At 39.9% G+C, this 16,642-nt stretch carries 22 protein-coding genes; 6 read left to right on the top strand and 16 right to left on the bottom strand.

The features are described 5' to 3' along the window. Nucleotides 1-14: 14 nt before the first annotated feature. Entirely contained in the window at nucleotides 15-995 is a 981-nt protein-coding gene (locus NOS7524_RS05645) for a hypothetical protein (RefSeq protein ID WP_015137517.1), read from the bottom strand. 386 nt (nucleotides 996-1,381) lie between these two features. Here NOS7524_RS05645 and NOS7524_RS05650 point away from each other — a divergent pair, with 386 nt between their 5' ends. Beyond that, entirely contained in the window at nucleotides 1,382-2,698 is a 1,317-nt protein-coding gene (locus NOS7524_RS05650; RefSeq protein WP_015137518.1) for an NAD(P)/FAD-dependent oxidoreductase, read from the top strand. A gap of 249 nt (nucleotides 2,699-2,947) precedes the next feature. Here NOS7524_RS05650 and NOS7524_RS05655 read toward each other — a convergent pair whose 3' ends face one another. After that, nucleotides 2,948-3,172, bottom strand: coding sequence for a hypothetical protein (locus NOS7524_RS05655; protein WP_015137519.1), 225 nt, complete (start codon nucleotides 3,170-3,172; stop codon nucleotides 2,948-2,950). 199 nt (nucleotides 3,173-3,371) lie between these two features. Continuing rightward, on the bottom strand, nucleotides 3,372-3,638 hold the full coding sequence (locus tag NOS7524_RS05660; protein ID WP_041555190.1) for a hypothetical protein: 267 nt from the start codon (nucleotides 3,636-3,638) through the stop codon (nucleotides 3,372-3,374). Nucleotides 3,639-4,133: 495 nt separating this feature from the next. Here NOS7524_RS05660 and NOS7524_RS05665 point away from each other — a divergent pair, with 495 nt between their 5' ends. Continuing rightward, entirely contained in the window at nucleotides 4,134-5,096 is a 963-nt protein-coding gene (locus NOS7524_RS05665; protein WP_015137521.1) for a hydrogenase small subunit, read from the top strand. 97 nt (nucleotides 5,097-5,193) lie between these two features. Further along, the gene (locus NOS7524_RS05670; protein ID WP_015137522.1) at nucleotides 5,194-6,789 is read left to right on the top strand and encodes a nickel-dependent hydrogenase large subunit; all 1,596 of its coding nucleotides are present in this window, start codon (nucleotides 5,194-5,196) and stop codon (nucleotides 6,787-6,789) included. A gap of 188 nt (nucleotides 6,790-6,977) precedes the next feature. Here the strand turns inward: NOS7524_RS05670 and NOS7524_RS05675 are convergent, their stop codons facing one another. The 7 genes from NOS7524_RS05675 to NOS7524_RS05705 all read right to left on the bottom strand — a co-directional run bounded on the left by NOS7524_RS05675 (nucleotide 6,978) and on the right by NOS7524_RS05705 (nucleotide 10,206). Continuing rightward, nucleotides 6,978-7,517: a hypothetical protein gene (locus NOS7524_RS05675; protein ID WP_015137523.1), complete on the bottom strand. Its 540-nt coding sequence runs from the start codon at nucleotides 7,515-7,517 to the stop codon at nucleotides 6,978-6,980. 423 nt (nucleotides 7,518-7,940) lie between these two features. Further along, nucleotides 7,941-8,306, bottom strand: a complete 366-nt coding sequence (locus tag NOS7524_RS05680) for a DUF5615 family PIN-like protein (protein WP_015137524.1) — start codon at nucleotides 8,304-8,306, stop codon at nucleotides 7,941-7,943. Continuing rightward, complete coding sequence (locus NOS7524_RS05685; RefSeq protein WP_015137525.1) at nucleotides 8,303-8,590, bottom strand: DUF433 domain-containing protein; 288 nt, start codon at nucleotides 8,588-8,590, stop codon at nucleotides 8,303-8,305. Before NOS7524_RS05685 ends, NOS7524_RS05680 begins: the two co-directional genes overlap by 4 nt. Before the next feature lie 281 nt (nucleotides 8,591-8,871). Further along, nucleotides 8,872-9,099, bottom strand: a complete 228-nt coding sequence (locus tag NOS7524_RS05690) for an addiction module protein (protein ID WP_015137526.1) — start codon at nucleotides 9,097-9,099, stop codon at nucleotides 8,872-8,874. A gap of 66 nt (nucleotides 9,100-9,165) precedes the next feature. Next, on the bottom strand, nucleotides 9,166-9,384 hold the full coding sequence (locus tag NOS7524_RS05695; RefSeq protein ID WP_015137527.1) for an addiction module protein: 219 nt from the start codon (nucleotides 9,382-9,384) through the stop codon (nucleotides 9,166-9,168). Nucleotides 9,385-9,572: 188 nt separating this feature from the next. After that, complete coding sequence (locus NOS7524_RS05700; protein ID WP_015137528.1) at nucleotides 9,573-9,995, bottom strand: type II toxin-antitoxin system VapC family toxin; 423 nt, start codon at nucleotides 9,993-9,995, stop codon at nucleotides 9,573-9,575. Between the two features lies 1 nt (nucleotide 9,996). Next, entirely contained in the window at nucleotides 9,997-10,206 is a 210-nt protein-coding gene (locus NOS7524_RS05705; RefSeq protein WP_015137529.1) for a hypothetical protein, read from the bottom strand. Between the two features lie 476 nt (nucleotides 10,207-10,682). Between NOS7524_RS05705 and NOS7524_RS05710 the strand changes: the two genes are divergently transcribed. After that, the gene (locus tag NOS7524_RS05710) at nucleotides 10,683-11,105 is read left to right on the top strand and encodes a hypothetical protein (protein ID WP_015137530.1); all 423 of its coding nucleotides are present in this window, start codon (nucleotides 10,683-10,685) and stop codon (nucleotides 11,103-11,105) included. Nucleotides 11,106-11,337: 232 nt separating this feature from the next. On the opposite strand, the gene NOS7524_RS05715 is transcribed toward NOS7524_RS05710, so the two are convergent. Continuing rightward, entirely contained in the window at nucleotides 11,338-11,712 is a 375-nt protein-coding gene (locus NOS7524_RS05715) for a hypothetical protein (RefSeq protein WP_235622402.1), read from the bottom strand. A 260-nt stretch (nucleotides 11,713-11,972) separates the two neighbouring features. On the opposite strand from NOS7524_RS05715, the gene NOS7524_RS30410 reads away from it, so the two are divergent. Both NOS7524_RS30410 and NOS7524_RS05725 read left to right on the top strand, forming a co-directional pair. Next, complete coding sequence (locus tag NOS7524_RS30410) at nucleotides 11,973-12,230, top strand: hypothetical protein (RefSeq protein WP_216087508.1); 258 nt, start codon at nucleotides 11,973-11,975, stop codon at nucleotides 12,228-12,230. Between the two features lie 14 nt (nucleotides 12,231-12,244). Beyond that, a complete protein-coding gene (locus NOS7524_RS05725) occupies nucleotides 12,245-12,733 on the top strand; it encodes a hydrogenase maturation protease (RefSeq protein ID WP_015137532.1) in 489 nt (162 codons plus the stop codon). Nucleotides 12,734-12,795: 62 nt separating this feature from the next. Here the strand turns inward: NOS7524_RS05725 and NOS7524_RS05730 are convergent, their stop codons facing one another. From NOS7524_RS05730 to NOS7524_RS05750, 5 genes are all read right to left on the bottom strand, one after another. Then, nucleotides 12,796-13,170, bottom strand: coding sequence for a hypothetical protein (locus tag NOS7524_RS05730; RefSeq protein WP_015137533.1), 375 nt, complete (start codon nucleotides 13,168-13,170; stop codon nucleotides 12,796-12,798). 19 nt (nucleotides 13,171-13,189) lie between these two features. Continuing rightward, a complete protein-coding gene (locus tag NOS7524_RS05735) occupies nucleotides 13,190-14,476 on the bottom strand; it encodes a nitroreductase family protein (RefSeq protein ID WP_015137534.1) in 1,287 nt (428 codons plus the stop codon). Beyond that, nucleotides 14,463-14,927 (bottom strand): ankyrin repeat domain-containing protein, encoded by a 465-nt coding sequence (locus NOS7524_RS05740; protein ID WP_015137535.1) that lies wholly within the window; start codon nucleotides 14,925-14,927, stop codon nucleotides 14,463-14,465. The genes NOS7524_RS05735 and NOS7524_RS05740 overlap by 14 nt, the downstream gene beginning before the upstream one ends. A gap of 115 nt (nucleotides 14,928-15,042) precedes the next feature. Beyond that, the gene (locus NOS7524_RS05745) at nucleotides 15,043-15,660 is read right to left on the bottom strand and encodes a CBS domain-containing protein (protein WP_015137536.1); all 618 of its coding nucleotides are present in this window, start codon (nucleotides 15,658-15,660) and stop codon (nucleotides 15,043-15,045) included. Nucleotides 15,661-16,298: 638 nt separating this feature from the next. Further along, on the bottom strand, nucleotides 16,299-16,550 hold the full coding sequence (locus NOS7524_RS05750; RefSeq protein ID WP_015137537.1) for a FeoA family protein: 252 nt from the start codon (nucleotides 16,548-16,550) through the stop codon (nucleotides 16,299-16,301). Nucleotides 16,551-16,642 lie beyond the last annotated feature (92 nt).

A 16,642-nucleotide genomic window follows, 5' to 3' on the forward strand; every position in this document is an offset into this window, starting at 1 on the left:
CTAAAAATAATCCCCTAATTATTCATACTCACCCGAATCTCTGCCGTGACATCGTGCAAAGCTTGGGCAACTGCCGCCGCCTGTTCAGTTTGTTGATACTGGCTGAATAATTCCCAAGCTTCTTGATAGCAATTACGGGCTTGTAAAAGATTTTTGGGATTACCTAACTCCGGTTTTTCTGGGTCGTCCGGTAAGTTAAATAAGGCATTAGCTTTATTAGCAATTGTGTTAGCATACTCTAAAGGAGTATCTTGAGCATTACGCACTTTTAGAGCTTCATTATAAGCGGCGATCGCTCGTAAATTATTCTCCACAGGATGGGAACTTTGTAAATATTGCAAAGCATTACCCAAGTTGTTTTGCAACATCGCATATTCTCTGGGATGATCAATCAAGTTAATCTGTTTCAAAGCAGCCTCAAAAGTCTGCACTGCCAAGCCTTCACAGAGATTTTGCTGTTCCGAACTCCCAGACATGGAAAGATAGGCGATCGCAATATTATTAGATAAAATCGCGTATTCTTGAGGATAATCCTGACTCGTAAATACCCGCATCGCTTCCTGATAAACAGCGATACTATCCGTTATCTTCGCTAAATTAAAAGGCACTAAAGACTGTAACACCAGCCCCAAATTCATCTGGGCTTCGGCAACTTCTATCGGTGCAGCTAATTGCTGTAAAACTGGCAAAGCTTCCTCATAACCAGCCTTCGCCCTTAGCAATAGTTCTGCCCCCACATCAGGAATCGACTTTAAAGCCCCTGCCATCCCAGCTTGCGATCGCGCTTTCCAGAGAGGATAATCAACATCACAGAGTTTATTTGCTTGTTGATATAACTCCACCGCATTCCATAAATCCTGGGGAGTTTTCGGTTTTTTCTGTAACCCTTGTGCCAATTCAATCAGCATTTGGATTTTTTCCGCCGTCGTTGCTGATTCTGATGTAATAGCTGCCAATGCGGCTTTGACAGTTGAATCTGTAATGCTGGGAGTCACGTTGCTTCGCTCCGAATTCAAAACTCAAAATCAACAACTTCTAGAAAACTTTAACTACTGCAAGTAGCTTAACCCTCTAGTCCTGAAAATAATGAGGCAATTTTAACCAAAATTCTCGTTATTTTGAATCTGGAGGCTTCCCGCCGCATCTCGTAGAGAACCACCGTGACTCATGACTGTAGCAGGGGACAGGTAACAGACTCCAAAATCCCCTAGGTAACGGTTTGATGATTGCTTGATGTCCTAATCTATATGGCAATTGCTATAACTTTGGCTACTTTCATGATTTTTGCAAATGTTCTAAATAAACGGCAAGCCACATCATAATTCTGCTACATCTTTGTTAAGAAAAGTTACAACCCTCTTAACAACAGGAAATATGTTTTATGGAAGTTTCTCTTGAGAAGAATGCACCACATCAGGTTGTAATTGTTGGTGGTGGTTTTGGTGGACTGTATACAGCAAAGACTCTGAAATCAGCGAATGTTAATGTTACTTTGATCGATAAACGTAACTTTCACCTATTTCAGCCACTTTTATATCAAGTTGCCACAGGTACGCTATCACCTGGGGATATTTCCTCGCCATTGCGAGCTGTATTCAGTAAAAGTAAAAATACACAAGTGTTGCTGGGAGAAGTTAAGGATATTAATCCAAAAGCGCAACAAGTTATTCTAGATGATAGAGTTATATCTTATGATACATTAATTGTTGCCACAGGTGCTAATCATTCCTATTTTGGTAAAGATCATTGGAAAGACCTTGCGCCTGGTTTGAAAACTGTTGAAGATGCCATAGAAATGCGTCGCCGGATATTTGGCGCATTTGAAGCAGCAGAAAAAGAAACTGATCCCGAAAAACGCCGTGCTTGGTTGACTTTTGTGATTGTAGGGGGGGGTCCGACTGGTGTAGAATTAGCAGGTGCGATCGCTGAGTTGGCATACAAAACCCTCAAAGAAGATTTCCGCAGCATCAACACCTCAGAAACAAAAATTTTACTATTGCAAGGGGGCGATCGCATCCTCCCACACATTTCGCCAGAGTTATCAGAAGTAGCAGCAGAATCTTTGCAAAAGTTGGGTGCGGTTATCCAAACTAAAACACGGGTGACAAATATTGAAAATGAAATCGTTACTTTCAAACAAGGCGATGAAGTCAAAGAAATTCCCTCAAAAACTATATTGTGGGCAGCAGGTGTAAAAGCTTCTCCAATGGGACAAGTCCTAGCAGAACGTACAGGTGTAGAATGCGATCACGCCGGACGCGTTATTGTAGAACCGGACTTGAGTATCAGGGGTTATAAAAACATTTTTGTAATCGGAGATTTAGGTAACTTCTCTCATCAAAATGGTAAACCTCTACCTGGTGTTGCACCCGTAGCCACACAACAAGGAGAGTATGTAGCTAAACTCATTAAACGCAGGCTGAAAAATCGTACTATGCCACCATTTCATTACAATGACGTGGGTAGTTTGGCGATGATTGGGCAAAATTTAGCTGTTGTAGATTTAGGCTTAATCAAGCTCGAAGGTTTCATTGCTTGGGTATTTTGGCTAGTAGTTCACATCTACTTTTTAATCGAGTTTGACACTAAATTATTAGTAGTATTTCAGTGGGCATGGAATTATATTACTCGTAATCGTCGCTCTAGATTAATTACAGGTCGAGAAGCTTTTGTAGAAGCAAAAACTGTTAACTCATAGCAGTCATTACCTATAGGGCAATACGCTTTAGTTAAGAGGAAAAGTAGGTTGGGTTGAGCGCAAGCATTACCCAACAAAGTCTTAAGGGTGTTGGGTTTTATTCCTCAACCCAACCTACACCAATTATATTTCCATATGAAATATATCAGCATTGCCATACCAACTACTACTAAATAGTAAATAACCTGCCAGAGAATTGATTCTCTGGCAGGTTTAAAAACTGGTGCAAAATATCAGATGAAAAAAAATCTACTTCATCTTGAAATCTTTCAGGAGAAAAGGCATTGCTACACCTGTGGTTAAGCTCGCCACAGTAACAGGTAAACAGAAAGGAATTGCTAATTGAGATAATACGATTAGCACTAGCAAACCAAGACTAATACCAATTGCGGTTTGTTGAATAAAATACAGGGGGTCACGTAGTAGTTTGCCTTGAACAAATAATTTAGCAGAAAACCAACCTAATTCAATCATTTTGCCTCCTAATAAATACAAATTCCAGTCAAGATATTTTCTGGTTTCATTCATCACATATGACTAAAACCACTTATAGCGTTTCCTAGTTTGCTGAGGTACAAATCTTTGCGTAAGTCTGCGCTTTACTCCGCGCACCTCTGCGTTTCAAAATATTATTTGTACCTCACTTAAGTGGGAATTGCTATATACATTGCTGCTAAAAATTACTAATTAAATTTAAAAGAGCAAACCCCAAAAGTATGGTAGGAATTACCCCAGCAGGAGCAAATAATGCCCCTATAGTTGCAGAGAACATATAACCTATATCTTTTCCAGCTAGTATGATTCCGCCAATTGCTCCACCAATCATTGAAATGATTGTGGCTACAACTAACCACAATAATACTGTGACTAAGGTTACATCACCTGTCACCATATTGGTGAGTAATTCTCTCACGCTAGGGTTATTAAAAAATTCACTCATGTTCTCTGATTCTCCTTTGTGGAATGTGGCATTAGACATGAATTTAAAGACTTCATGTCTCTAATATCTTGAAAAAGTATATTGATTTACACAGATAAAAAATAATGAATCACAATTACCCTTTTTTTGGGATTGCAAAATGGGTAAAAGTTCTGATCATACCCATTCATTGAAGTTAAGTAATTATTTTTTAATATAAATCATTTTCATTCTAAAATTCTAGAGGATAATTGCTTTTTAAATATTTTAGTAAATAGTATTTATACTTAAGTATTCATATTGTTCTAGAAAAATCTGTCTCACAAATTACCCTTGGGACTAAATATTATTTAGATTTAATATTCAGTTAAAGATTAATTTTTATTTAACAAATATTAATGATTTAAAATAATACTGTATTATAAAAATTAAAACTCCGAATTTATTACCAGGTGAAACTCTACAAGCGTACACACCTGCGTCATAAATAGTAAACAATAGACAAATAAATAGCCAATGACTAACGTACTCTGGCTGCAAGGTGGTGCTTGTTCAGGCAACACCATGTCTTTTCTTAATGCCGAAGAACCGACAGTCTGCGATTTAATTGCGGATTTTGGCATTAAGGTTCTTTGGCATCCTTCTCTGGGATTGGAACTAGGCAACAACTTACAAACCCTACTGTGGGACTGCATTCTCGGTAAAATACCTCTCGATATCTTGGTATTTGAAGGTAGTGTAGTTAATGCCCCCAACGGTACAGGCGAATGGAATCGCTTTGCCGATCGCCCCATGAAAGATTGGCTGGCTGATTTATCAAAAGTTGCTAGCTTCGTTGTGGCGGTAGGCGACTGTGCCACTTGGGGAGGTATCCCAGCCATGTCACCCAACCCCAGCGAATCCCAAGGGTTGCAATTTCTCAAGCGTCAAGAAGGCGGCTTTTTAGGTAAGGATTTCGTCGCCAAATCGGGATTACCAGTGATTAATATTCCTGGATGTCCAGCACACCCCGATTGGATTACGCAGATATTAGTGGCGATCGCCACTGGACGGATCGGAGACATCGCCCTCGATGAACTGCACCGTCCCCAAACCTTCTTCAACACCTACACCCAAACAGGTTGTACTCGTAACGTCCACTTTGCCTATAAAGCCACAACCGCCGAATTCGGTCAACGCAAAGGCTGCTTATTCTACGACTTGGGTTGTCGCGGCCCCATGACTCATTCCTCTTGCAACCGCATCCTCTGGAATCGCGTTTCTTCTAAGACTCGCGCCGGAATGCCCTGTTTAGGTTGTACAGAACCCGAATTTCCCTTCTTTGACCTCGAACCCGGTACAGTCTTTAAGACTCAAACCGTTATGGGAGTTCCCAAAGAATTACCCCCAGGAGTCAAAACCAAAGACTACGCCTTACTCACAATGGTTGCTAAAAGTACAGCCCCAGCCTGGGCAGATGAAGACTTTTTTACAGTTTAGGGAATAGGGAATAGGGAATAGGGAATAGGTGAAGTTGAAATTTCCCCCACTCCCCACTCCCAACTCCCCACTCCCCCGATCAATATAGGAGAGGAGAATGGGAAGACAAACACTAGATATATCGCCCGTCGGTAGAGTCGAGGGCGATTTAGATGTTCGGGTGGAAATTGCCGATGGACAGGTGGTTAACGCCTGGACACACGCCGAACTATTTCGCGGATTTGAAATTATTCTCCGGGGTAAAGACCCCCAAGCCGGGTTAATTGTCACACCTCGTATCTGCGGTATCTGCGGTGCTTCACATTTAACCTCTGCCGCCTGGGCATTAGATACAGCTTGGGGTACAACAGTTCCTCGCAATGCCATCTTAGCTAGAAACCTCGGTCAAATTGTCGAAACAATCCAAAGTATCCCCCGTTACTTCTATGGATTGTTTGCCATTGACTTAACTAATAAAAAATACCGTAGCAGCCGCTTTTATGATGAAGCCGTCCGTCGCTTTGCTGCTTTCACAGGTAAATCTTATGAACTGGGTGTGACAATTTCTAGCAAACCCGTAGAAATTTACGCCCTGTTTGGTGGACAATGGCCACATAGCAGTTATATGGTGCCTGGTGGTGTGATGTGCGCCCCCACTTTGACTGATATCACCCGCGCTTGGGCAATTTTAGAATATTTCCGCACCAACTGGTTAGAACCCGTGTGGTTGGGTTGTTCTTTAGAACGCTACGAAGAAATCCAAACTTATGATGATTTCATGGATTGGTTAGATGAAGACATCAAACATCGAGAATCAGACTTGGGTTTCTATTGGCGCATGGGTTTAGATATCGGTTTAGATAGATATGGTGCAGGTGTGGGCAAATATGTTTCTTGGGGATATTTACCTCACGAAGATAGATATCAGAAGCCGACTATCGAAGGACGCAACGCTGCGGTGATTATGAAAAGTGGTGTGTACAATAGCTTCAGTGACACTCACACTTTGATGGATCATACCTTTGCCCGTGAGAATACTACCCACTCTTGGTATGATGAAGGCAAAGAAAATGTTCACCCCTTTGACCGTACCACTAAACCCACCCAAAAGAATCATAAAGACTTCAATAATGCCTACTCTTGGGCAACTGCGGTACTGCACAAAGATTTTGGCCGTTTGGAAGTTGGCCCTTTAGCACGTCAGTTAGTCGCAGGTGGTCAACATGGAGAATCTTGGCAGCACTATGATGGGTTTATCCTAGATGTCTTCAAAGAAATGGGTGGTGCTAGTATTCATGTGCGTCAGCTTGCACGAGTTCATGAAATTGTCAAGTTATACCGTGAAGCAGAAAGATGTTTGCGTGAGTTCGTTTTAAATGACCCCTGGTATATTAAACCCAAGGAAAAAGACGGGCGCGGTTGGGGTGCAACGGAAGCATCACGGGGTTCTCTTTGTCACTGGATAGATATTGAAGAGGGCAAGATTAAGAATTATCAGGTGATTGCTGCAACTACTTGGAATGTCGGCCCCCGCGATAAAGATGGAAGATGCGGGCCGATTGAGAAAGCTTTAATTGGAACACCAATTGAAGATCCTACTGATCCGGTGGAAGTGGGACACGTGGCGCGATCGTTTGATTCTTGTCTGGTGTGTACTGTTCACGCCCATGATGCGAAGACAGGCGAGGAGTTGGCGCGTTTCCGGACTGCGTAGTTGAGAGATTTAAACGCAGAGTGGCGCAGAGGTATGCGCGGAGGTACGCGGAGAGTTTGCTGTTAATTAATGAGTGGCTAATGGCTAGTTATGATTTAGTTAGTCATTAGCTCATTAATATTTCATGGTTGAGAATTGCTGCTAGAAACTGTAATAAACTTTAGAACATTCATTCTACCAACATCCTATTACTTGTCATTACCACTGATTTTCCTAATAGATAATTGGTAAAGGTAAGCCGCAGAAATAAACCAAAGCCACCAAAATCTTAGCAGGAAACTATCATAAGTTAACCTTGGTGTTTTTAAATCGGCAAAGCTTTGTTTAAAACTGGTAAAAAACAAAATATAAATTGCAAAAATAGCAACAATTGGTAAAACTGATAATACAAGTATTCCAAAATCTCGAACTATCAATAGTTTAAATTTTGGCAAACTGAGCCATTGCGGTGGATTTGACCACAGAAGTTTTAGCAAAAATGTGTATAATTTTGTCAAAATCAAAAACCACATAAAAGCTAATAACAATGCAACAGCAGAAACTGCAAAGAAGAAGATTAGAGCATTATTACCTGTTACCGTCAGAAGAACACCTACTAAAGAATAACGCCAGAATTCAAATGCAAAAATCACATTTGCACCGAAGTAGGCTGGTATTGCTAACCTAACTGCCATCATCCACGACTGTGGATAAGGTAGCCAAGCAGGAAACCAACTGATTTTGCTCATAAAATTAGGGCTATTTTTAGGTTTTAAATAGAATATCTATGCCATTTACAGTTAGGTTGTAGAATAATAATCATAATCGATTTATACTAGCCTGTCGTTACGCAAATATGCTGAAAAAACAATTAGTCTGATGGTATATTTGCTTTTCGTGGACAATCTCTATCTCCAAAATAACCAACTCATTTAATAGTTTTGGCTAAAAAATTTGGTGTGGAGAAGCGATCGCCTGAAAAATACCAATAAGTGCGATCCTCAGCACAAACAACTAATTGACAGTGTTGGCTAGGAGCGATCGCCTGCACAACACCAATAAGTGCGATCGCTGACTAATTTGACAGAATTGGCTAAAAGCGTAGGCGTAGCCCGCCGGAGGCATCGCCTGCAAAATACCAATAAGTGCGATCGCTCTCTTATTTAGTCAATTTACTCTCCTAAATAAGCACTGAGGAAAACTAGCTGATTTGCCATATCTTTAGCAGATTTATTCGCCATCAATTTCAGAACTCGCCGCATCTGCTCACCAATTGAATAATCTTGCGAAGAAATAATAATGCCTGAATGACTTATTTTCTCAGTCATATAGAAACTGTGTAACTGGCAGAAATCGCCAACATTAAATGTATAAAATACTCGTTGCTGTTGAGTAGCAAGAATTAACTGTTCTTCATCACTAAAACCGGTTGTAGTTAGCTCTCCAGCAGTTGTTACATCTACTCCTCTGGCTCTCAGTGCGCCAACAAATCGATGATCCATCGCGTCTTCATCGATTAACAATCGTATTTCACTCATATCAATTGATTCGTCTGAGCGGCAAGTTGTTCATAGCTTGACTTCTCCAAAGCCAGGTAAGCTTCAATTTCTTCTCGATTAGCATGGTAGTAAGTCAAAGCAGCATAAACTTGCACTAAACTCACATTACCCATTCGTTCTACAATTTCTTCTGCATTGAGTCCCATTTTGTACCATGCAGCAATTCTCTGTACAGATACTCTAGTTCCTGCAATGTGAGGACGACTACCAAGCGTTCCAGGTGTGCGAACAATTAATGTGCCAATATCAGTAATAGTTTGCATACAATCAATTTTTCAATCTTGACCTTAATCATAGCTTAGACATAGTTGAGTATTGTTGACAGATTGAGAAGTGCGATCGCGTATCCGCCAGTCTTAGAAAATCGCTCTCAGCAGCACAACCATAGTATTGACTAAAAGCGTAGGCGCAGCCCGCCGGAGGCATCGCCTGAAAAATACCAATAAGTGCGATCGCTCACTAATTTGATAGATTCGGCTAAAAGCGTAGGCGTAGCCCACCGGAGGTATCGCCTGAAAAATACCAATAAGTGCGATCGCCTATTTCATTGCTCAAGCAGTTGCCTCACTTGAGCTAACCCGTCATCGCCTGGTATAGCTTGCACAGAACCATTTCTAATCTCATCTCGCCGTCTTTTTGCTTCAGTCGTCCAAGCAGCTTGAATAGTGGGGTCTGTATCGAATTCGGCAAACCAGAGACGAAACGCAGAAAGTTCCTCTGGTGAAAGTTGACTGACAGCGCGTTCAATTTCTTCTAATGTATTTAAATTCATAGACACCAGATTTTTGTCTACACCAGTTCAGCTATTGTTATTAATTTTAAAGAAAAACATCCATTATTATTTTTTAATAGAAGCTTTAATCTCTTCCCATGTCATCACGTTGTCTGGATTAGTTTCATAGTCATTAATCCGCCGATCCAGTTCTTGTTTTTGTGTTGCTGTGAGTTCTGGGTAAGTCTGTTCTGCGGCGATACTATCCCAAATGGCTTGCACAAAACGAATGCGTTCTTCAATGCTGAGAGATTTAATTTCATTGAGAGTGGCTGTAAAATCCATGTTGACCAAACCAAATGGAAAATCGAGTAATATACCTTAAATATAGCGGATAGGATTTTACCTACTCAAATTTCGCTCAAGCGTAGCCCAACCTAGACATCGCCTGCAAAACACCAATAAGTGCGATCGCTTGTGTAAATCTAAAATCGGGACGAAAAGCGTCAGGTGATTGACTTAGCTAAATTTACTTAGACTGTCCAATCTTCTACTTGAAGATTTTCAATTTGTCCAAAGTCTTTCAGGTTACGGGTAAGCAGAGTTGCTTGATTAGCAAAGGCGATCGCAGCAATTTTAAGATCCATTGAACCTAATCGCGGATAAGATGTGCGAAGATTTTGAAAGATTTGCCCTGCTCTTTCATCAAAACTGACAACAACGATGGCTCGATAATTAACAAGTTGATTTTCTAACTTGCGATATGCAGCGATTTGCCTTTCAATAGAATCGGCTTTGGCAATGTAGGTGAGCCAACCCCGCATTTGTTCTTCGTAAGTGATGATTGTGGTAGCAACTTCATTGGGATTGATACGGGCTATTTTAGCAAGAAGTGGCTGGGCTGAAGCTCCACCTCGTTCCAAGACACTGATATGATCGGTATCAAGAAGGTACATATCAAATGTCGAGGTAGGAGTCAGAATCAGGGCGGAGAGATTGGCGGTATTGTTGCCCTAATTGCATGGCTTCGTCGTAAGCTGGATCATTAGCAAATGTTCCTAGAATGTTTTGCCACCAAGGAATAGGAGTAACAGGGAGTTGCTGCTTGAGACGAGCCACTTCGGTTTCTAAAATTGCCAGTCTGGTTTCGATTTCAGGGGTTAACATAGAATTTATAATTGTCTGTGGTTCTGATTTTGACACTCTGCCGAATCTAACTTAAATATAGCGGATAGGATTTTACCTACCCAAATTTTACTCAAGAGTAGCCCAACCTAGACAACGCTTGAACAAAACCAACAAGCGCGATCCTCAGCACAACCAACTAATTGACAGTGTTAGCTAGGAGCGATCGCACAAAATACCTCCCAGATTTTTCTATATCATTAACTTGAGAATCTCTCATTAACCCTCTGTGTCACTTTGCGTAAACCTCCGCGCTCCTCTGCGTTAAAAAACCTTCAGCCATAGTTCTCAACAAGCGATGTTGCTCAACTAACCAATTCGTGTCTACGCATCTCATCAAATCTTATCTGTCCATCTATTTATTCAAAAGTCGTAGCATAACACACTAAAACTTCTAGAAATAGTGAGTTAGTCTTGCCTTAATACGCTGCAAAAACTCAAATTCATAAGGTAAGCTTGTGTCTGATTTAGAACTACACAAATATTTCCCCAAACTTCCCGAAGAAGCACTCAAAGAATTTACAGAATGGTGTGTTTTAGAGCAGGCAAAACTAGCCGGAATAGAATTTACCCCTGATCCAACTAAGTTACAAGGTCTCATACCTAATGAGTATATTTGGCAACTTATTGATCAATTCATGAAATCCAAACCAGACCCCATTAAGACAGGGCTAGTATCAGCAATGGCTGGACAGGAAGCTGATAGTCATGGTTTAGTAGGGTCGGCAATTATGGTTGATTTTGTCGCCCTCTATATCAAATATTTAATCCCTCAGAACGGCAACACACCAGAAGAAGCTAAAGCCTTAATTACTGAAGCTGCTATTCAACAGTATGAGAAGCTTTCTGAACTTGCCGATAAATATAATGTCAAGTTCTAGTTTTTCTCAAAAAGTTGATGACTTAGAGGCTTTGTTGATTAAACAAAGCCTCTATCTTACTCAAAGCGTCAGATAGAAAGCGATCGCCTTCGGTGGGGCATAGCCCATCGCTCTCATTGATGAGTGTAAATTGAAAAACAAAATCCCCAATTAAACAACACAATTATTGTTGCTTAATTAGGGTCATGTTAAAGAGGTTGATGCTTATAAAAATCTCAGAGCCAGCGCCAAATTAATGTATTGGCAGAATCTCTTTATGAACTTCAAACAGATTTTGGTTTCTGGGATCAACTGTGACTCGTAACCATTGCACATTGGGATCACCAAAGGTTTCCACACGAGTGAAATTAGTGACAATTGTACCGGGTGGGTTATCTATATTTAAGGGTTTGTCAATGCGGAAGTAATGGGTATCTCCATTGACAATCATGACAGGCTTACTATATTCTTTTAATTCAGCCTTCAAAGTATTAATAAAATCCCGAAACCCATTTTGTTGTGCGTTAGCTGGAACATTAAAATTATTTGGGTTGGCATGGATAACAATCACCATTCCAAGGTTATTTTTAGCTTTAGCTGTAGCAAATGCTTTCTTTAACCAATCCAAATTAGCAGCATTACGTTCAGCATATTCTAAATCATTTTCGGCATTGGGTTAGTATTTATAGCATACCGATTAATTCTACATTAGGAATTGCACGACATTATTACCTCAGTCCAGATGGCAACTTTAATAATTCTGTAGGTTGGGGGACTGCTGGAGTTGAATGGTACGGAACCGTTGAACTCACCAAGGAAGAACTAAAGCGTGTTCATGAATATGCTGATATCTTCGGTGCATACAATATTCACTCCAACAACTGTGAAATGTTTGCTTGGTATGTGAAGACTGGTAAACAATATTCCGGTCAGACAGAGGAAATTCGCGTGACAAAATTTGGTGCTGTTTTAGTATCTCTTGTGCAGCCTGTTCATACTGTTCGTAGCATAAAATATCTTGAAATTGAAAAAGCTATAGTGTTGCATCTGCAAGCTAATTTAGATGAAGTTAAGAAAGCTAAACTTCTAGAGGATCAGGCAGCAAGAGATAATTTTTGGCAGCGTCGAGATGCAGGTTTATCTTAAATAGTTAATCAACAATGCTGACTATTATCGGTTGTGGAAATCTAAATCGCAGTGATGATGCTGTAGGCGTAATAGTTGCTCAACGCCTACAAAAATACCTAGCTGAAAATCCCCATCCCAATGTGCAGGTGTATGACTGTGGAACCGCAGGGATGGAAGTCATGTTTCAAGCTAGAGGTAGTAAAAAATTAGTAATTATTGATGCCAGTTCCACTGGTTCTGAACCTGGTGCAGTGTTTAAAGTCCCTGGTGAAGAATTGGCAGCATTACCAGAACCTAGTTATAACTTGCATGATTTCCGTTGGGATCATGCTATAGCCGCCGGCAGGAAAATCTTTCAAAATGATTTTCCTCAAGATGTGATTGTTTATTTAATTGAAGCGGCAAATCTTGATTTTGGACTAGAGTTAAGTTCTGTTGTTCAACAGTCTGCTGACTTGGTATTTGAGGAGATAAAGGTGGGGATTGGGCATTGGGTATTGGGTATTGGGCATAGAGACTAATACTCTCCTTTACTCCCCTGTTGCCTCTGCTTCCCCTGCGCCCTAATCTACCTTGTCTCACTTTATGCCAAATCGCGGTAAACAGAGAGTTCATCTACCCTCATTTCAAAAGGTACGCCTTCACTCTCTGGGGGACAAACGCGAATTTTAGCACTGCTAACAATTTGACTGAGTAATGTCCCCATCGGCACGAGTTTTTGTAAAACCCGCCAGTTGGTAAATTGATCTGGACACTCAATTACCAATGTCATGGCGTTGGCTTGAGTTGTGACATACCATCGACAATTAGATAACAGATTTTGTAGTGTGCGATCGCAAGCTTCGTAAAAGTATCTGCTAATCGAATACTCTAGCTGCTGTCTCAGCATAATATCAGCCGATGATGGCTGCATCGGATGATAGTCATCACTATTAAAATAATGCCTTTGCCCACTCATTTTGGTTTACAATCCTAACTTAAATTCCAATTGCCATCGCATAAAGAACATCTTTATTTGTTCCCAAGAATTCCTGGGTTTCATCATCATAAAAAGCACCAATGCCACTACATTGAATGCCTACATAATTACTACCCAGATAAATTCTTTGTCCGAGAAAACCAGCTATTTGCATGGCAGTTTGATAACTGGTATATTCAGACACAAAAAATAATGTCGCAGCACAATCTCTGGCAATTCCTTGATTCACACACAAGTAACCAGTTTGTTCGCTCAAGTTACCTGCTTTCATCAACTGCGTGCCTTGATATAACCCTGATGTCATCTCCTCAACACGATGCACCACCGAGTAAATTTCTATTTCCTCAAAATTTTCTGTTGGTATTGGCTGCTCTAGTAGTTGCAAGACATATAAATATTGTTCTTGGGAAATAGACTCTTTCCGGAAACGTCTAATTGAACGTCTATTACAGACAGTTTGGTAGAATTTATCCTGTTCAAAATTAAACTCAGGCTGTTGAAGTTGCTGTTGGCGACTCGGTTGCAAAGCTGTCGCTTGATAGCTATCTTCAATAAATTGATTAGCTTCAAAATAATCTGTGCCACATACAAAAGGAACATTCAGCCTTAATTTCCTGACTGGTTTTTCCTGTATTTCACCAGATATCGCACAAGCAGTAATAAACTCCTTATTCTCAAACCCTAAATCTGTATTGAGAGTGAGTTTATCAAAATCAAAAATTAGCTGAATATCTCGTTCATGAAGATAAGCTGAAGCAGCAACAGCACCTAAATGGTGTCCGCTATCTAACAAGCAATATCTCATGCTCCTGTTTTTATATTTCCAGCTAGACCTATAATAAACAGAACTAATTAAAAAAATGAATCCCTTGATACTTTTGGTTGGTATAATATAACTCTCTAACCCATCATCAATTAATTCATAGATGAGTGTTAGACAATTATTCTCAATTTCTAAATGATAGATACCGTCTACTATTTCCGGCATTCCGCGCATCTGTACGTACACCTCCGTAGGATACAGAGTGCCTGCTGACGGATTTACCCGGAGTTTGTAGGGAACATTTTTATATACTTTCTCCAGAGTAACTGCACTGGTTAACCAGATAAAAGAGTGAATTTTATTATTGAGATTTAATTTCACTCTTCTATAAAATTTTGGATAAACTTTAAATGCCGATGGTTGGGTTGAGGCATCTACATAATTTGGATCAACCTGTACCGATAAGTAAGAATGCTTGGTTGCCTCATGGTAAACCTTGCCAGAAATATTACTTTGCAGCATTTTTCAGCATCCTTAAAACCTCTATAGTGCTAGCAAAATCTATAGCTTTATAATCATCCAAATTCTTTAAATCTAAGTTAGGATGGTATTGTAAGAGTAATTTCACCACTTCTGATTTACCTGCTGATGCGGCATACATTAAAACAGTCGCACCATTGTCATTTTGATTATCAATATTAATTTTGTTCGCTAGAAGCAAATCAATTAAATCATAGTGATTACCAAAACAAGCAAACCATAGAGCATTATTACCATCATTATTTCTGGAATTAATTTCAGCATCCACAGCAATTAATTCCTGAACAATTCCATAGTCTCCTGCTCTTGTCGCTTTCATTAAAGCAGTATCACCATTTTCCCCAGGTTGATTTAAGTCTTGAAGGTTGTAACCATTTGCTGTTAACCATTCACTGGTGACTGTACTCAAGATTGAGTTACTGTTTTGATTCATAATTAGTGCCTGTATTTAGAAACAATAGATATAGAAAAGGTAATGGTGGGCATTACCCACCATTTCTAAACACAATGCTATAGAATTCTAATTGCTGGAGTTGTAAGACTATACTCTAAACAGCAACTTTAGCCTGTAAACTTGGTGTAACAGATTGGGGTTGCTCCGAGAATAGCTCTCTGGAAGATTTTTCTGTTTTTGGTAAGCCATAATAACGAGCTTCTGCTTCGATTTCATCCACAAAATCCCAAGCTTCAATGGCTCGTTTAGAATCTGGGCCATAGTTAGCAGAAATTGCACGCGCATCTGAGATAGCTTTGTGCAGTTCTTTACGCAAGAATACTAATTTGGGTTTAGCAATAAAGTCATCCTTGCCGACAATATCAGTAACAGAAATTACGCCTATTAACTCACCCCGAATAACAGGCGCACACCATACATTTGTGGTAGTTAATAACCGTGCTACATATTCTACATCAAGGTCAGGATCGACAACGATGCAGGGTTTGCTCATAATTTCATAGACATTAACTTTGTCAGGATCTTTACCATAAGCAACAACCTTGCCTGCGATATCAGCCACAGTCACGATACCATAAGCATCACCACTATGACGAGGTTCTACAATCAACGCACGCAGTCCTTTGAGCCTCAAGAGTCTGACTGCTTCAGCTACACTTGCAGAGCCGCGAATAGTAGCTACATCTTGAGTCATAATTTGTTTGGCTCTCATAATTACTGCTCCTTATGTTTGCAAGGAAGGAAATTATTTCTAAACTGCTGCAATTCCAAACGGTATTTGCGTAGCTTGCACAATTAACTCTCATTCAGATTGAATTATGAGTAATTAAATTTGCTACTTGCTACCTGAAAAACGGTTAAGGTAATTAGACATACCATTTATGATCTTGTGTACTTAGTTCACACCTTAATAACTCTGAATATTTTTTGGGATAAATTTACGCTGTTTTCCCTTGCAATGAAGCTATCTGACTGTTGATCCCATTTCTTAGCTTGACCATTATTAAGGTTAGGAATGTCTGAGATAACCCTGTAATCGCTTTTGCTGAAGTTGTGGTTCACTAGCAACAATTTAGCTTACTTATATATTATCACTCTGATAAGGCTAGATTATGAATGTTTCTTACAATCCCCATATACATTGATTAAATCCGCTTACAAATCACTAAAAAAGCAACCTTTTTGACAGTTATCTTGTATGATGTCAGCTATTTATTTTTAGCAATATAATTAGGCTTTTATGGAACTAGCTTTTGGATAAATATCTGTCAATAAAATCATTGTTAATCTAGAACCCCGATTTCTTAGAGAAACCGGGGTTCTGATTACGGATTTGATGTTTTTTAAGTTTCAACTCTTAAGCACACGGACATAAATTGCACGTGCCAATTCTTGTTCTATCTCTAGTAAGATACTTCCTACTTTGATCAGCAATGAGGGAAACTGTTGTTCTACAGTGATGGTAACGCCTGTTGTTAAACCTAGTGATGTGAGTTTTTTGAGCAGTGCTTTATCTTGAGTTTTGCAGAAAGTGACGATGCCTTTTTCTCCCAGTTTGAGCAATTCTAATGAGCAGCCAGTCACACTAAAAGGAGCAAACATTGGTAATTACCACACTGAAATTAAAAATTCAAAATTTAAAATCAGGATAAAGGATGTAGTTTATCCTTCATCCTGATGAAAACTACGCTTTC

This window comes from Nostoc sp. PCC 7524, from assembly GCF_000316645.1.
Taxonomy (GTDB): domain Bacteria; phylum Cyanobacteriota; class Cyanobacteriia; order Cyanobacteriales; family Nostocaceae; genus Trichormus.

Excerpts from the sequence above, each read along its gene's own strand:
- NOS7524_RS05650 (WP_015137518.1), top strand. The coding sequence starts at position 1,382 with ATGGAAGTTTCTCTTGAGAAGAATGCACCACATCAGGTTGTAATTGTT.
- NOS7524_RS05655 (WP_015137519.1), bottom strand. The coding sequence starts at position 3,172 with ATGATTGAATTAGGTTGGTTTTCTGCTAAATTATTTGTTCAAGGCAAA.
- NOS7524_RS05660 (WP_041555190.1), bottom strand. The coding sequence starts at position 3,638 with ATGAGTGAATTTTTTAATAACCCTAGCGTGAGAGAATTACTCACCAAT.
- NOS7524_RS05665 (WP_015137521.1), top strand. The coding sequence starts at position 4,134 with ATGACTAACGTACTCTGGCTGCAAGGTGGTGCTTGTTCAGGCAACACC.
- NOS7524_RS05670 (WP_015137522.1), top strand. The coding sequence starts at position 5,194 with ATGGGAAGACAAACACTAGATATATCGCCCGTCGGTAGAGTCGAGGGC.
- NOS7524_RS05675 (WP_015137523.1), bottom strand. The coding sequence starts at position 7,517 with ATGAGCAAAATCAGTTGGTTTCCTGCTTGGCTACCTTATCCACAGTCG.
- NOS7524_RS05680 (WP_015137524.1), bottom strand. The coding sequence starts at position 8,306 with ATGAGTGAAATACGATTGTTAATCGATGAAGACGCGATGGATCATCGA.
- NOS7524_RS05685 (WP_015137525.1), bottom strand. The coding sequence starts at position 8,590 with ATGCAAACTATTACTGATATTGGCACATTAATTGTTCGCACACCTGGA.
- NOS7524_RS05690 (WP_015137526.1), bottom strand. The coding sequence starts at position 9,099 with ATGAATTTAAATACATTAGAAGAAATTGAACGCGCTGTCAGTCAACTT.
- NOS7524_RS05695 (WP_015137527.1), bottom strand. The coding sequence starts at position 9,384 with ATGGATTTTACAGCCACTCTCAATGAAATTAAATCTCTCAGCATTGAA.
- NOS7524_RS05700 (WP_015137528.1), bottom strand. The coding sequence starts at position 9,995 with ATGTACCTTCTTGATACCGATCATATCAGTGTCTTGGAACGAGGTGGA.
- NOS7524_RS05705 (WP_015137529.1), bottom strand. The coding sequence starts at position 10,206 with ATGTTAACCCCTGAAATCGAAACCAGACTGGCAATTTTAGAAACCGAA.
- NOS7524_RS30410 (WP_216087508.1), top strand. The coding sequence starts at position 11,973 with ATGTTTGCTTGGTATGTGAAGACTGGTAAACAATATTCCGGTCAGACA.
- NOS7524_RS05725 (WP_015137532.1), top strand. The coding sequence starts at position 12,245 with ATGCTGACTATTATCGGTTGTGGAAATCTAAATCGCAGTGATGATGCT.
- NOS7524_RS05730 (WP_015137533.1), bottom strand. The coding sequence starts at position 13,170 with ATGAGTGGGCAAAGGCATTATTTTAATAGTGATGACTATCATCCGATG.
- NOS7524_RS05735 (WP_015137534.1), bottom strand. The coding sequence starts at position 14,476 with ATGCTGCAAAGTAATATTTCTGGCAAGGTTTACCATGAGGCAACCAAG.
- NOS7524_RS05740 (WP_015137535.1), bottom strand. The coding sequence starts at position 14,927 with ATGAATCAAAACAGTAACTCAATCTTGAGTACAGTCACCAGTGAATGG.
- NOS7524_RS05745 (WP_015137536.1), bottom strand. The coding sequence starts at position 15,660 with ATGAGAGCCAAACAAATTATGACTCAAGATGTAGCTACTATTCGCGGC.
- NOS7524_RS05750 (WP_015137537.1), bottom strand. The coding sequence starts at position 16,550 with ATGTTTGCTCCTTTTAGTGTGACTGGCTGCTCATTAGAATTGCTCAAA.